Source organism: Nocardiopsis sp. TNDT3, assembly GCF_003427465.1.
Lineage (GTDB): Bacteria > Actinomycetota > Actinomycetes > Streptosporangiales > Streptosporangiaceae > Nocardiopsis > Nocardiopsis dassonvillei.
In genome coordinates this window covers 1-13,059 of record NZ_QPFC01000030.1, presented here as the reverse complement: position 1 = coordinate 13,059, position 13,059 = coordinate 1, and the positions used below count along the sequence as shown (strand labels likewise).

The following is a 13,059-nucleotide window of genomic DNA, read 5'->3' as shown; positions in this document are numbered from 1 at the left end:
AGCGGCCCCCAGCTCACCAGCCGTCGCGGTTCGGATACACCAAGCCCGGGGGGAGCGAAGGGGCCCGCCACACCGAACCGCGACGGCTGGTGAGCTGGGGGCCGCTCTGGTACCTGCTCGCGTGGGATCTGGACCGTGACGACTGGCGGATCTTCCGTGTCGACCGCATGGTTGCGCACGCACCGACGGGTGCGCGGTTCCAGCCGCGCGCGATCCCGGGGGACGATGCCGTCGGGTACGTCGTCGGACGCGTCAGCAAGGCGGCCTGGAAGTACCGCGCCCGGGTACTCGTGCACGCCCCCGCCGCCAGGGTCGCCGCGAAGATCCCCGTCCCGGTCGATATCGAGGTGGTCGACGAGACCACGTGCCGTGTCGAACTGGGTTCGGACGACCCGGACCGGCTCGCGCTGTGGATGACACAGCTCGACGTCGACGTCGAGGTGATCGACGGAGACGAGCTCGCGGCGGCGTTCGACCGCCTCGCGGCGAGGTTGCGCCGCGCGGCGGGCGGCGCGTCCACCACGTGAATCCCGCCCGTCGGCCCGGTGCGGGGCCCGACCGCGCGCCCCGCTTGCCCGTGTCCGCCCGTGTCGGACCGATGGAACCCGGGCGGTTCCCGGGATCCGCTGCGACGTCCCTGCCCGAAGGAGCGGGCCGGTGCCGCCCGCGGCCGCTAGGAAGAGGAGGTCTCCCACCGCCCGGCGACCAGGTCGACGGCCTGGTCGGCCAGCTCCTCGCCCCATCCCTGGAACTCCAGCAGGGCCTCCCGGAACCGCGCCGCCCTCCGGAAGAGCTCCCCGTACCGCCTCTGCTCCTCCACCGGCAGCACCGGGAGCCGCATCCGGGACGGGTCGATCCTCAGACGGCCCCGCATGCTGCTGCTCAACCGGGTGATGTTCCGGCTCTCCCCGGAGCTGGTGACGAACCCCGCCAGGAACCACGGGTCCACCGCGCCCGGGTTCGTGCGCACCACGTACAGGCCGCCGCCGGGGTAGGCGCCCGCGTCGTCCCCGGTCGCCACCCGCGCGGCGGGCCTCGGCGCGACCGCGGGGATGAGGACGTCGCCCTCCTGGATCGGGGGGTTGCGCATCGGGTCGGCGTCCACCTCCTCCGTGCGCGAGGCTCCCGCCCCGCGGGCCACGTCCTCACCGGTGACCACCCTGGCGCTGGTGCGCGGGCCCGCCTCCTCCGCCGAACGCCGGGGGAGGGGCCGCCGGATCGTCACCGACCCGGCCCGGGCCAGCTCGCCGAGCGTGACCACCCCGACCGCCTCACCGCCGGGCTCGGCCCGCGGCGCCTCGGGCAGGAGCGTGCGCAGCGTACGCAGCGCGCCCTCCAGGCGCGTGCGCCGCTCGGCGAACAGGTCCAGGTCGCCCGCCGCGGCGCGCGGAACCGGAAGGCGCGCGCGGGGGGTCAGGTCGACGTCCTCGTCCAGCAGGTCGGCCACCTCCAGCGTCCGCGCCACACCCGGGTGCTCGTCGAAGTCCTCCGGGTCGGCCAGGTACTCCCGCCAGAGCCGGTCGATCCGGCCGAGGACCTCGCCCGGCGGGCAGGTCTGCCCGGGCTCGTGCGGGGCGGTGTCCACGAGCAGCACGGGAGCGGGGACCGCGTCCCGCTCCGGTCGGCGCAGCACCCACAGCTGGAGGGGAACGGCGTAGTGGGCCGCGAACCCGGGCGGGAGCGAGACCACCGCGCGGAAGGCGCCCGCGCGCAGCAGCGACCGGCGGATGCGCCGACCCGAGGGGCGCTGGGCCGCGCCCGGGGGCATCAGCACGACCGCCGAGCCGCCCGGCCGGACCAGGGACAGGCAGTGTTGGACCCAGGCCAGGTCGGACTCCAGGCGCGGGGGGACCCCGTACGTCCACCGGGGGTCCTCCGCGAGCTCCTCGACGCCCCAGTTGCGCTCGCCGAAGGGCGGGGCGCACACGACCGCGTCGGCGCCGTCCGCGCCGTCCGGTGCGTCCGGGGCGAACGCGGGCAGGCGCAGCGCGTCGGACACCCGCAGGTCCGCCTCCCCGGTCAGGGCCCCGGCGAAGGCCAGGCGCAGGGCGGCCAGCCACACCGAGGCCGCGTCCCGGTCCTGTCCCAGCAGGGCGCGCCGTCCACCGCGCGCGGCGGCGAGCAGCAGCCCGCCCCGCCCGCAGGCGGGGTCGGCCACGGTGTCCTCGGGGCCGGATCCGGCGTTCGCGATTCCGGCCAGAACCACCATGAGGTCGGCCAGCTCGGGCGGGACCGTGTGCGAACCGGAGGGGGAGCGCTGGTCCAGGCGGCTGAGCAGGCGTTCGAAGGCCGTCCGCGGATCGCTCTCCCGCACGGCGCGCACCGCCGCGTCGGCCAGCGGCGCCAGTCGGGCGTCCGGAACGGGTTTGGGGCGGTGCTCGGCCAGAGCGGCCAGACCCGCGCCTTCGAGGAGGCCCTCGAAGTCCCGCCACGCGCGCCCCGCCAGCGCGGATCCGTCCTGCTTCCCGGGTTCACCGGCGCTGTGTCCCCCGGTGCCGGGGTCGCGGCTCAGGTGCCACAGCAGCACCCCGGCCCGGACGAGCGCCGCGTCGACGGGGACGGAGCCGCGCAGGGAGTCCAGCGCCTGCCACAGGCGCTGGTCGGGGTCGATGCTCGGGGCCCGGCGGTGGGTGGACAGCCACTCCTCCACCTGCCCCAGGTCGAACCGGGGGCTGCGGTCGGTGCCCCCCACCGGTCTGGGGAAGTCGTCGTGGCGGCGCCGCCAGTTGCTCACGGCCGTCGGCTTCACGCCCGCGATCCTGGCGATGTCGGCCGAGCTCACCTCCACCTCACCGGAGCCCATGGCTTCCCCCACCCGTTCGGGACGACAGCAGACCGGTCACGACTATACACACGCGTCGCGTGAAAACCCTGTTCGCGAGCTTCTGGACTGGGAGATCGCGGTGGTTGGGCGGATTCACAGCAAAACGGGTGTACGCGGGGGAGGACCGGGTAGCCGTGTCCAGTATCCGGTGGGACGGGTGCGATGTCGCGAACGTATCGGCGTTCCGGCACCGCGGGCCCCTTCGAAGCGGACCGGACGGGCGACCTGTGGAGGAGCGGGCGGATGCTGGAATGGTGGGAGGCCGCGCTCCGGCTCGGCTGCGCGTTCGGACTGGGCGCGCTGGTCGGCGTCGAACGCCAGTGGCGGGCGCGCATGGCGGGCCTTCGCACCAACGCGCTCGTCGCCGTGGGGTCGGCGCTGTTCGTCCTGCTGGCCGCCTACTCCGTCGACGAGGTCAGCCCCACGCGTATCGCCGCCCAGGTGGTGTCGGGCATCGGCTTCCTCGGCGCGGGCGTCATCCTGCGCGACGGCATCAACATCCGCGGCATCAACACGGCCGCGACGATCTGGTGCGCCGCCGCCGTGGGCGTCCTGGCCGGAAGCGGCGTCTACCTGGTCGCGGCGATGGGCGCGGTGGCGGTGGTGGCCGCCAACGTCCTGCTGCGCCCGGTGGCCCGGCGGCTGCAGAAGAGTTCGCCCGTCAACTCCAAGGACGACGAGACCGTTTACCGGATCCGGATCGTGTGCACGAACGCCCAGGACCCCCACGTACGGGCCCTGCTGCTCCAGGCGCTGTCCGAAACCGAGTTCACACTGCGCTCCCTGGACTGCCGCCACCTGGAGGAGGACGAGGAGCTGGTGTCCGTGTACGCCGACATCTTCGCCGGTGGACACCAGGACGAAGCCGTGGAGCAGCTGGTCAGGAGGCTCAGCCTGGAGCCGGAGGTCTCGTCCGTGCGCTGGCAGCAGCTGGACGAGGACGCCGAGTGAGCGCCTCGGCCTCCCGGTTGCGGTGAACGGGCCGCCCGCCGTTGCGGCTGCTCCTAGCCTGGTGGACATGAACGAGCACGCCTCCTCCACCGCCACGGCCGGTGATGACACGCCCCTGACGGCCGCGCTCCGGGAACTGGACCTGCCCAGCCGACTCCTGGACGACCTGGCCGCCCACCCCGACGACACCGGCGGGGTCCTCATGGGCTCCGCCGCGGAACTGCGCCGTGCGGGACGTGCCACCCGGGCCCGCCGCCTGCTGGAGACCGTGCGCGAGCACCCTCCCACCCCGGAGGACGGCCAGTACGCCTCCGTCGAGCTGGCGGACCTCCTGCGGAAGGGCCAGGACCCTCGGGACACGGCCGAGGCGGAGCGGATCACCTCCGAGCTGCTGCGCCCCGGCCGCCTGGGCCAGGGGCCCGCCGACCTGCTCGGTGAGTACATGCGGGAGCTGGAGCGCTGGGACGAGGCGCTGCTCTGCTTCAACATCGCCGCCCGGCACCTGCTCGCCGAGCCGCCGGAGGAACTCGCGGAGGAGGACGACCTCTCCCTGTCCCCGCTCGTCAACCGCCTGCTGGCGCGGATGAAGCTGGGCCTGCCGCGCGACGGCCACGACGAGGTGGCCCTGGTCGTGGCCCAGCGGCAGGCGGAGGACGCGCTGGAACTGCCCTACGAGGAGGACCGGCTGGAGAAGGGCGACCCGGTCCGTGAGGTGGAGGCTCTCTACTCCCGTGCGGCCTTCGACGGGGCCCGCGAGCGGGGGCTGCTCAGCGGGGAGACCGCCGAGCACGGCGCCGACGCCTACTACCGCGCCGCCGAACGGAGCCTGCGCGAGCGCGACCGCGAACACCCCGGGGCGCGGCGGGGCGTGGTGCTGCACGGGGTGGAGGACATCGTCGAGTTCGCCGAACGCTCCGGCCTGGACCCGGCGGACGACGACACCGCTCTGACCTGGGCGGACCGGGAGCTCACCGCGGACGACCCGAGGCTGCGCTCGTGGCCGCCCGGCCGCAACGAGCCCTGCTGGTGCGCTTCGGGGCGCAAGTACAAGAAGTGCTGCGGGTCACCCTCGAACCGCTGATCGCATCGGGACCCGGCCCCGCTGAGAAGAGGAGAATGTCGCGTCTTCGCTCTCCGAAGGTGGTCTCTTCCAGTTCTCCCCGTATGCGCCCACGACATGAACGTCCCCGATGGCACGTGAGTGTGGCACCGACGATCATCGACATGAGGCGGAGTCAGAATGCCCCTGCCCCGAAACTTCTGGGTGCCCTTCACTGGTTCCTTCGGTTCTCGAAAAGCGAACGGGGTGGCGGCCTTCTCCTGACACCGGGACGGAGCGCGAAAAACCGGTTACCGTGATGGGGAAAATCCCAACGGTCCAATGGTGCGCCCCCGGAACCGATGCGGGGGAGGGGATGGCGGAGAATCCCGCTGGCATGGTGAACAATGCCTCCATCAGCCTGGGGCAGATCCTCAAGTTGGTGCGGTTCGGGAACTTGTGCGAGAAAATATCGTTCCATCTCGTCGACATGGTGCGCACGGAGACCGAAGCGGCGCCGGAGGAATGCCAGGGATGCCTCGCCGCCACCTTTCCTCCCGCCGGACCAGAGCTCTATAAGAAGTCCGAAAAGAGTGCGAGCAGCAGAGGTGGGCCGTCCTCGCGGAAGAGCCGGATAACGGCAGGGAAAAGGCCTGAGGGCGTCCCCGCTGTGATCAGGGATCACCCTGCCTTGAAGACCTTGCCCAGGTGCCACTCCAGAGCGCCCGGGGACGGGCGGTCGGCCTTGTTCCGGGGGACGGCCACCGGTTTGCCCTCCAGGGCGGTGTACTCCCCGGCCTCGGGGAAGTCCTGGTGCAGGCGGGGGCTGAGCCGGACCTCCAAACTCGGTGACACCGACAGGTAGCCCTCGTCGAAGAGCCTGTGCACGTCAGCGCGCAGCAGCATGCCGTTGTCGAGCCGGTGCAGGCCGCCCGAGGCCACCGGGTGGATGTGCGCGGCGTCCAAGGCCGGCCGCGCATCGACCCCTGTGATCGCGCACCGGCCCTCGTAGGCGTCCAACAACGCCAGTTTGAACGCTTCCTGTCCCATGCGGCGACGGGTGGGCCGGGCCTCGCCGAACATCGGGCCGTGGCGTTCCCAGGTGGCCGCCACGGCGTGCTCGTCCTCGGCGAGGGCCGCCACGGGTTTCCGGCCGAGTACACGCTTGACGATGGGAGCGAAGTAGTCGGCGTGCTCGGGGTCGGTGACGTCCTCGTAACTCCTGCCCTGAACGAGGCTGTAGGCCCAGCCAGGGGGAGGACCGAAGGTCTCCTCCTCGGGAAAGAACACCGGGTCGCGCAGCATGACGCAGCCGATGAGCGGGTCCTCTCCGGGGCCGATGCGGGGAATCCTGTTCTTCGCGCGGTACCCGTTGATCGCCTCGCGCAGCTCGGCGAGGTTCTTCCTTCCGTTGCCCTCCGCGAAGGCCGCCCAGGCCTCGGACAGCGGGGCGAGAACGAACCCGCTGAAGGCGGCGCCGCCCACGACCCGGTCGTGCGGTTTCTTGGTCTTGAATAGGAACGGGTCTCCGGGCGAGAGCGTTCGGAAGCTCTTCCCCGAGGGGCGCCAGAAGTTGATCTCATCCAGGTGGGGGCGCTGAGCGAGGAAGTCGGCCCAGGCCTTGTCAGTGATGCCGACAAATGCCTTCATGTCCGACATTGTGAAGTACGTATTCACCAGTGTTCGTCTGTGACCCAAGAGTCCACAGGCGTCGGCGAAGCCGTGCTGACGAAGAACCTGGTGGGAAGGGGCGCGTTCACGTGTGTCCACATCCGGCCAAGATGGCAGATCTGAGAAATTCGCCGCGGATAGGAGGGGTCGGGGCTGAGTTGACGGGCCGCTCCGGTCCCGCATGCGGCGTCTTCCCCACGGTCAAAAGACCGGACGGCCGGTGGCGGTGGCACGGCGCCGACTTGGCCTTGGACAAGGCCTACATCTCCAGGGCCAACAGGTAACCCCTACGCACCACACGCGCCCGGTGCACCATCATTGCCGGGTGCGAGGACCAAGAAGCCGACCCCTGAAACCTTCAAACGGCTGGCGGTAGACCACCCGACTTCGATCGGGAGGTCTACCGCCGACGTGACAGGGTCGAGCGGTTGACGGACCGCTGTAAGCGGTACCGGGCTTTGGTCACGTGTGACGACAAGCTCGCTACGACTTGTGCCTGGGGAGTCGTAGGCCGGTGCGAGTCGTCACCGCGCCACACAGCGCTGTCAGATCTGGTTCGCTCCGCCGTCGACGTAAAGGTTGGCGCCCAGGAGGAAGCTGCTGTCCGGGGAGGCGAGGAAGGCCACGGCGGCGGCGACCTCCTCGGGGCGGCCCATCCGACCGATCGGCACGTCGGCGACCAGGCCCTCCCGGAAGGCCGCGGCGTTCTGCTCGCCGGCGAGTTCGGTGATGCCGGAGGTGTCGATCGGCCCCGGTGAGATCGCGTTGACCCGGATTCCCCGGTCCTTCAGTTCGTTGGCCCAGGTCCGAGCGAAGGAGCGGATCGCGGCCTTGGAGGCCGCGTACGCGCCGAAGGCCGCCGTGCCGCGGTCGACGGTGGTGGAGGCGTTGAGGATCACCGAGGCGCCGTCGTTGAGCAGCGGCAGCGCTTTCTGCACGGTGCGGAGCGTGCCCTTGACGTTGACGTCGAAGATGCGGTCGTACTCCTCCTCGGCGGTCTGTTCCAGCGTCGCGAACGAGGCGGTGGCCGCGTTGGCGAACAGCACGTCCAGGCCCTGACCGCGCTCGCGCACCATGGCGTACAGCCGGTCCAGGTCGGTCGGGTCGGTGATGTCGCCCGGCACCGCGGTGACCGCGGAGCCGATGACCTCGGCGGCTTCGTCCAGTTCGGCCTTGCGCCGCCCGGTGATGAACACGTGCGCGCCCTCGGCCGCCAGTCGCGCGGCCGTGGCCCGGCCGATTCCCCGCGTGCCTCCACCGGTGACGACGGCGGTCCTGTCCTTCAGTCTCTGCATGGTCCGGCCTCCACAGAATTATGTTCCGATCGGAACAGAATGAGGCTACATCATTTCCAGTCCGATCGGTACAGAAGTGGTAGGATGCCGGGTGTGGAGGGCATCAAGAGAGCGCCGGTGGGCCGGCCGAGGGGATTCGACGCCGAAGAGGCCCTGGAACGGGCCATGGCGATGTTCTGGGAGCACGGCTACGCCGGCGTCAGCCTGACCGACCTGACCCGCGCCATGGGCATCACGAAGACGAGCATGTACGCGGCTTTCGGTAACAAGGAGGAGCTGTTCCGCAAGGCCCTGGAACGCTACGCCGAGGGTCCGGCCTCCTACGGCACCCGGGCGCTGGATGAGCCGACGGCCCGGGAGGTGGCCGCGGCCTACCTCAACGGCTCGATCGCGGTGTCCACCCGGCCGGACTGCCCCGCCGGATGTCTGGGTGTCCAGGGCTTCCTGGCCACCAGCCACCTCGGGCCGCCCGCCCGCGACACCCTGAGCGCCTGGCGCGTCGAGAACCTCTCACGCCTTCGCGACCGGTTCCGACGGGCCGTCGACGAAGGCGACCTGCCCCCGGACGCCGATCCGGAAGTGCTCGCCCGCTACCTCATGACCATGGCGAACGGCATCTCCGTCCAGGCCATCAGCGGCGCCGACCGGGACGAACTCCAGCGGATGGCCGACGCCGCCCTGCGGACCTGGCCACCCCTCTGACCCCTTGTCGGCCCCTTCTTCTCCCCGGCTGAGCTGACCGGACGGGGCAGGACGGGCGGACGCCGGTGACCGGCGGTCACGGGCACCTCTTTCCTCAGCCGTCGCAGCTCTGGCAGCGGCGTGTGGCGACCCGCTCGGTGTTGCCGTGTGTCGCCCGGGCGGGGGAGCCCTCGCTGAGGCGGTGCCACAGCTGCGGGTCGGGCTCGGGGATCCAGCCCCAGAGCGGTGCCTTGATCTCGGAGTCGGACTGGTGCAGGCAGCCGGGGCGGTGGGCCACGCCGCGAGGCGAGATGAGGATGGTGCCCCCGGGGAAGTGCGCGTCGCCCAGGGAGGAACCACCGTTCTGGATGCGGGGGTTTCGGGCCTCGCGCACGAGCGAGCACGCGCAGCCTCCACCGATGGGGAGTTCACAGAAGTCACAGCGTTCCATGGCCCCGATCATGCACGGGCCCGGTGACGAACGGGCTCCACGGCGCGTGCCGGGCCAGCTCCGTGCGACCGTTCCGCCAGTTCGGGTGGGGTGTGGCCGGAAACGGCCACGCCCCACCACGCTTTCGTCGGCGGTGGACGGGCACGGTCGTCGCTCGCCCGGGTGGGAAGGCCGTGGCCCGCGCTGCCGTGTGGCGGCCCTCCCCGATTGCTTGAAGCGGAGCAGCCGAAACCGCTCGCGAAGCCCGGGACCAAGACTGGGAAACGGGACGGAATCGGAAGTCTGAGCAGCGATTTCCCTCCTGCGCCGGTCCCCGTGACCGGCGCGCGGGTAGCTCCGGCTCATGACCACGACACAGAGCCAGCAGGACACCGCCGCCGTCACCACGCGCATCGTCGACCACTACGACGGCCGCAAACGGGCCTGGGTGAAGGAGGCGGTCCGGCTGCTGCACGCCGACGCCACGCGCTCGGCGGACACGCACGTCTTCCAGTTCCCGCTCCCCGTGGAGTGGGGCATCGACCTCTACGTCAAGGACGAGTCCGTCCACCCCTCCGGCAGCCTGAAGCACCGCATGGCCCGCGCGCTGTTCCTGCACGCGCTGTGCACCGGGTGGATCGAACCCGGCACGCACGTGTTCGAGGCCTCCAGCGGTTCCACGGCGGTCTCCGAGGCCTACTTCGCCAAGCTCCTGGGGCTGGAGTTCACGGCCGTGGTGCCCGAGAGCACCAGCCGGGAGAAGGTGGAGCTCATCAGGTCCTACGGGGGAGAGGTCAGGAACCCCGGACCCGACGGCGACATCGAGAAGGAGGCCGCCCGCCTGGCCGCGGAGTCCCCCAAGGGCCACTTCATGGACCAGTTCACCTACGCCGAGCGGGCCTACGACTACCGCGACGACCACAACGTGGCGGCGACGATCTTCCGGCAGATCGCCGAGGAGCGCCACCCCGACCCCAAGTGGATCGTGGTGGGAGCGGGCACCGGGGGCACGAGCGCGACCATCGGCCGCCACATCCGCTTCAGCCGCCGCGACACCCGGGTGTGCGTGGTCGACCCGCAGAACTCGGCGTTCTTCCCGAACTGGACGGTCAACGAGGGCCGCCCCAAGAGCCAGTGGCCCAAGGACCCCTCGGCCTGGATCAAGGGAAAGCCCTCCCACATCGAGGGGATCGGGCGTCCGACGGTGGAGCCCTCGTTCCTGCCCGCGGTCGTGGACCGGATGGTCTCGGTGCCCGACGCCGCCTCGATCGCGGCCATGCGTCTGCTCCTCTCCCGGCTGCGCCACCGTGCGGGGCCCTCGACGGGGACCGACCTGTGGGGCGCGCTGCGGATCGTGGCCGAGATGCTCTCCGACGGGGAGAAGGGCAGCGTCGTCATGCTCATGTGCGACCAGGGCGAGCGGTACATGCACAACTACTACGACGACACGTGGGTCGAGAAGGAGCTCAAGCTCGACCTGAAGCCGTACACCAAGGTGCTGGAGGACTTCCTCTCGACCGGTCGCTGGAAGGAGCCCGCGGCCCCCGGTGTCCCCGAGGCGAGGAAGGCCTGATGGCGGCCGCCGTGCCCGGTGCTGGCGCGAGCACTCGAACTCAGCCGAAGTCGAGGTTCTACGGTGTTGACTGACGGTGACGAGCCGTTCGCGACGTCTGGGAGGCGGGCCGTGATCGTCACCATCGCAAGGGTTGCCGACCCCGATCGGTTCCCGGAGGTCTTCGCCCCCACCGGTGCGGGTGAGCCCCACGCACGCGGGGATGGTTCCACCCGGTTGCCGCCCTCGGTGACGACGGTGAACGAATGCGCCCCCCAACGCCGCGCCGCGAGCTGTGCGCCGCGACGTTGAGGGGCGTGTGCCGACCGCTGCCGTCAGCCGTCCTGGCCGCCGACGGGGACGAAGTTGGCGTACTCCTCGATACGCCTGATCCGCCCGGCCTCGTCGAAGCCGAAGTAGACCGCGGCGTGGACCTCGCCGCGCGTGCCGCTGGTGGTGGCGACGTGGATCACGTGCTGCTGGAGGACCTCACCCGGCTGGGAGAGCTGGCGCAGGACGTCGTAGCGCATCGACTCGATGGTGGCCATCAGCCCTTCCATCCCGGCGATGTTCTCCTCGATGGACTGCTCGCCCTTGCCGTCGTTGTGCCAGACGGTGGCTGTCTCGGCGCACAGGCCCCGGGCGCTCTTCCAGTCGCGGTCCTCCAGCGCGCGGAGGTAGCTGACAGCCTTGTCCTTCAGTTCCCGGCTCATGCGGGCCTTCCCTTCGTGCTGGTGGCGGCGTGGACCAGGGCGCGCTCGCCGGCCTCGACGCGCATCGGCAGGTGGTTGCCGGGCGGTGAGAGCGGACAGACGAACACGTCCGGATTCAGGTGGTGGTACGAGAGCGTCGCCTTGTTGAAGTCGACCGTCAGGGTGCTGCCGGGCTCCAGCAGCGGCAGCATCAGCCAGCGGCCGATCGTCGGCGTCGAATCGCCGTTGGTCTCGTCGGTGAAGATCATCAGCCGTTGATCGGGGAAGTCCTGGAGGACGGCCAGGACGTGTTCGGTGCCGTCGATGGTCACGACCAGGTCGACGGGGGCCAGGATGGCTTCGGTGCTGCGCGGGCTGGTCAGCCGCGGCACCTCGATCCGGCGTCCTTCGGGAGCTGCCCGGTACTGGCCCGTGAGGACCCAGGCGGGGTCGTGGGGAAAGGTGTCGATGCCGGTGAGTCCGGTGCGCTCGACGCGGCCCTGGTCCATGACGACCAGGCCGTAGGAGCCGTCCGCGCCGCTGGCGAAGCCGACGCGGTCGTCGGGGAACCGCAGGGAGCTGCCGGAGGGGACGGGGACCGTTCCGTCGACCGGGCTGTCAGCAATCCGCACGCCGTCGGCGGCCTCGGCCGTCACGGTCAGGGCTCCTGCCGCGGTGGTGCGCCATCGGCCGGGGACCCCGGGGATCGTGTGGGGACCCGGACCGGTGATCCTGGCGGTGACGACGACCTTGGCCTTGCCGTCGGCTCCGGCGATCTCCTCCCACCGGCTCCGGCGCCAGGCTTCGTGTTCTGCGGGCATCTTCGGTGTGGTCATGGCGTCACCGTAGACCCACCATGCCCCTGGGGCACAGCTTATTGCGTGTTACGCAATAAGGTGCCCCGGTCCGCTGCCCGCCGCGCAATAACGTGCCGGGCTCCGTCCCTGCGAGCCGGGCATCTCTGGGTGTCGCCGCGAACGGGCCCGGCGCTGGCGCCTCTGCGCCAGGATGGGCGCATGGTCAAACAGAGGTTCGACAACCACGGCGGTCCGGCCGCGCCGTCGTTGAGCGCGCACGTACTCCTCCTCGACGGCGGCAGGGTGCTGATGGTGCGTCGTGCCCCCGGCAACGCCTACGCCCCGGGGATGTGGCACGCCAGCGTGGCCGGGAAGGTCGACGCGGGGGAGGACGTCGTCGCCGCGGCGGTGCGTGAGTGCGAGGAGGAGCTCGGCGTTCGGGTCCGCCCCTCGGAGCTGGAGTTCGCGCACGTGGTCCACAGCCACGAGGACGCCGGCTGGGTGCACTTCTTCTTCGTGTGCGGGAGCTGGGACGGCGCCGTCACCAACCGCGAACCCCGCAAGCACGCCGAACTCGCGTGGTTCCCCGCCCACCAGCTCCCCCGGGACACGGTCGGCTACTGCGCACAGGCCGTCGCGCACTTCCTGCTCGGCGACCCCTTCTCCCAGCACCGGACCCCCACGCCCTTCCCCGCCCGGCACCCGGACCGGGCGGGCAGGACCGTCGGGCACACTGGCGTGGTGACCACCCCAGGGGAGGACGAGTGAACGAGGCCGCGATCCGCGTCTACGGGGCCGACTGGTGCCGGGACTGCCGACGCACCAAGAAGCAGCTGACCGAGCTGGCGGTGCCCTTCGAGTACGTCGACGTCGAGCACGACCCGGCGGCCACGGAACGGGCCCGGGAGATCTCGGGGCGCACGAACATCCCTGTGGTCGTCTACCCGGACGGGTCCCACCACGTCGAACCGGACGACGCGCGGGTCGAGGCCAAGCTCCGCGAGCTGTCGCTGATCTGACGGCGGTGCCGCCCGCGTACGTGCGCGCATCGTGTGCGCCCCGGCCCGCCTCCGGCCCTGTCCGCGCCTGGTGCGCGTTCGGGGCGCCCGGGACGGGCCTCCCCGAAC

The 13,059-nt window shown here is 71.3% G+C and carries 13 protein-coding genes; 7 read left to right on the top strand and 6 right to left on the bottom strand.

Annotated elements, in window-relative coordinates; genetic code table 11:
- The coding region (locus tag DQW06_RS00850) for a YafY family protein (protein WP_157983316.1) at positions 1-527 on the top strand (527 nt) is incomplete at its 5' end.
- Between the two features lie 146 nt (positions 528-673).
- Here DQW06_RS00850 and DQW06_RS00845 read toward each other — a convergent pair.
- Positions 674-2,803: an N-6 DNA methylase gene (locus DQW06_RS00845; RefSeq protein WP_117197782.1), complete on the bottom strand. Its 2,130-nt coding sequence runs from the start codon at positions 2,801-2,803 to the stop codon at positions 674-676.
- 264 nt (positions 2,804-3,067) lie between these two features.
- On the opposite strand from DQW06_RS00845, the gene DQW06_RS00840 reads away from it, so the two are divergent.
- Both DQW06_RS00840 and DQW06_RS00835 read left to right on the top strand, forming a co-directional pair.
- Entirely contained in the window at positions 3,068-3,775 is a 708-nt protein-coding gene (locus DQW06_RS00840; protein WP_071622331.1) for an MgtC/SapB family protein, read from the top strand.
- Positions 3,776-3,842: 67 nt separating this feature from the next.
- Positions 3,843-4,856, top strand: coding sequence for an SEC-C domain-containing protein (locus DQW06_RS00835; protein ID WP_117197784.1), 1,014 nt, complete (start codon positions 3,843-3,845; stop codon positions 4,854-4,856).
- A gap of 639 nt (positions 4,857-5,495) precedes the next feature.
- Here DQW06_RS00835 and DQW06_RS00830 read toward each other — a convergent pair.
- Positions 5,496-6,464 carry an HNH endonuclease gene (locus tag DQW06_RS00830; RefSeq protein ID WP_117197781.1) on the bottom strand — a complete coding sequence of 323 codons (969 nt, stop codon included), beginning with the start codon at positions 6,462-6,464 and terminating at the stop codon, positions 5,496-5,498.
- Between the two features lie 566 nt (positions 6,465-7,030).
- Complete coding sequence (locus DQW06_RS00820) at positions 7,031-7,780, bottom strand: SDR family NAD(P)-dependent oxidoreductase (protein WP_117197780.1); 750 nt, start codon at positions 7,778-7,780, stop codon at positions 7,031-7,033.
- Positions 7,781-7,864: 84 nt separating this feature from the next.
- On the opposite strand from DQW06_RS00820, the gene DQW06_RS00815 reads away from it, so the two are divergent.
- Positions 7,865-8,482: a TetR/AcrR family transcriptional regulator gene (locus tag DQW06_RS00815; protein WP_117197779.1), complete on the top strand. Its 618-nt coding sequence runs from the start codon at positions 7,865-7,867 to the stop codon at positions 8,480-8,482.
- Between the two features lie 94 nt (positions 8,483-8,576).
- On the opposite strand, the gene DQW06_RS00810 is transcribed toward DQW06_RS00815, so the two are convergent.
- On the bottom strand, positions 8,577-8,912 hold the full coding sequence (locus tag DQW06_RS00810) for a hypothetical protein (RefSeq protein WP_117197783.1): 336 nt from the start codon (positions 8,910-8,912) through the stop codon (positions 8,577-8,579).
- 343 nt (positions 8,913-9,255) lie between these two features.
- On the opposite strand from DQW06_RS00810, the gene DQW06_RS00805 reads away from it, so the two are divergent.
- Entirely contained in the window at positions 9,256-10,464 is a 1,209-nt protein-coding gene (locus DQW06_RS00805; protein ID WP_117197778.1) for a PLP-dependent cysteine synthase family protein, read from the top strand.
- Positions 10,465-10,778: 314 nt separating this feature from the next.
- Here the strand turns inward: DQW06_RS00805 and DQW06_RS00795 are convergent, their stop codons facing one another.
- Together DQW06_RS00795 and DQW06_RS00790 are read right to left on the bottom strand one after the other, a co-directional pair.
- Complete coding sequence (locus DQW06_RS00795) at positions 10,779-11,156, bottom strand: nuclear transport factor 2 family protein (protein WP_117197776.1); 378 nt, start codon at positions 11,154-11,156, stop codon at positions 10,779-10,781.
- The gene (locus DQW06_RS00790) at positions 11,153-11,971 is read right to left on the bottom strand and encodes a DUF1684 domain-containing protein (protein WP_117197775.1); all 819 of its coding nucleotides are present in this window, start codon (positions 11,969-11,971) and stop codon (positions 11,153-11,155) included. Before DQW06_RS00790 ends, DQW06_RS00795 begins: the two co-directional genes overlap by 4 nt.
- Before the next feature lie 180 nt (positions 11,972-12,151).
- Here DQW06_RS00790 and DQW06_RS00785 point away from each other — a divergent pair, with 180 nt between their 5' ends.
- Together DQW06_RS00785 and DQW06_RS00780 are read left to right on the top strand one after the other, a co-directional pair.
- Positions 12,152-12,700, top strand: coding sequence for an NUDIX domain-containing protein (locus DQW06_RS00785; RefSeq protein ID WP_013153690.1), 549 nt, complete (start codon positions 12,152-12,154; stop codon positions 12,698-12,700).
- Positions 12,697-12,951: a glutaredoxin domain-containing protein gene (locus DQW06_RS00780; protein ID WP_013153689.1), complete on the top strand. Its 255-nt coding sequence runs from the start codon at positions 12,697-12,699 to the stop codon at positions 12,949-12,951. The genes DQW06_RS00785 and DQW06_RS00780 overlap by 4 nt, the downstream gene beginning before the upstream one ends.
- The last annotated feature ends 108 nt before the right edge of the window (positions 12,952-13,059 follow it).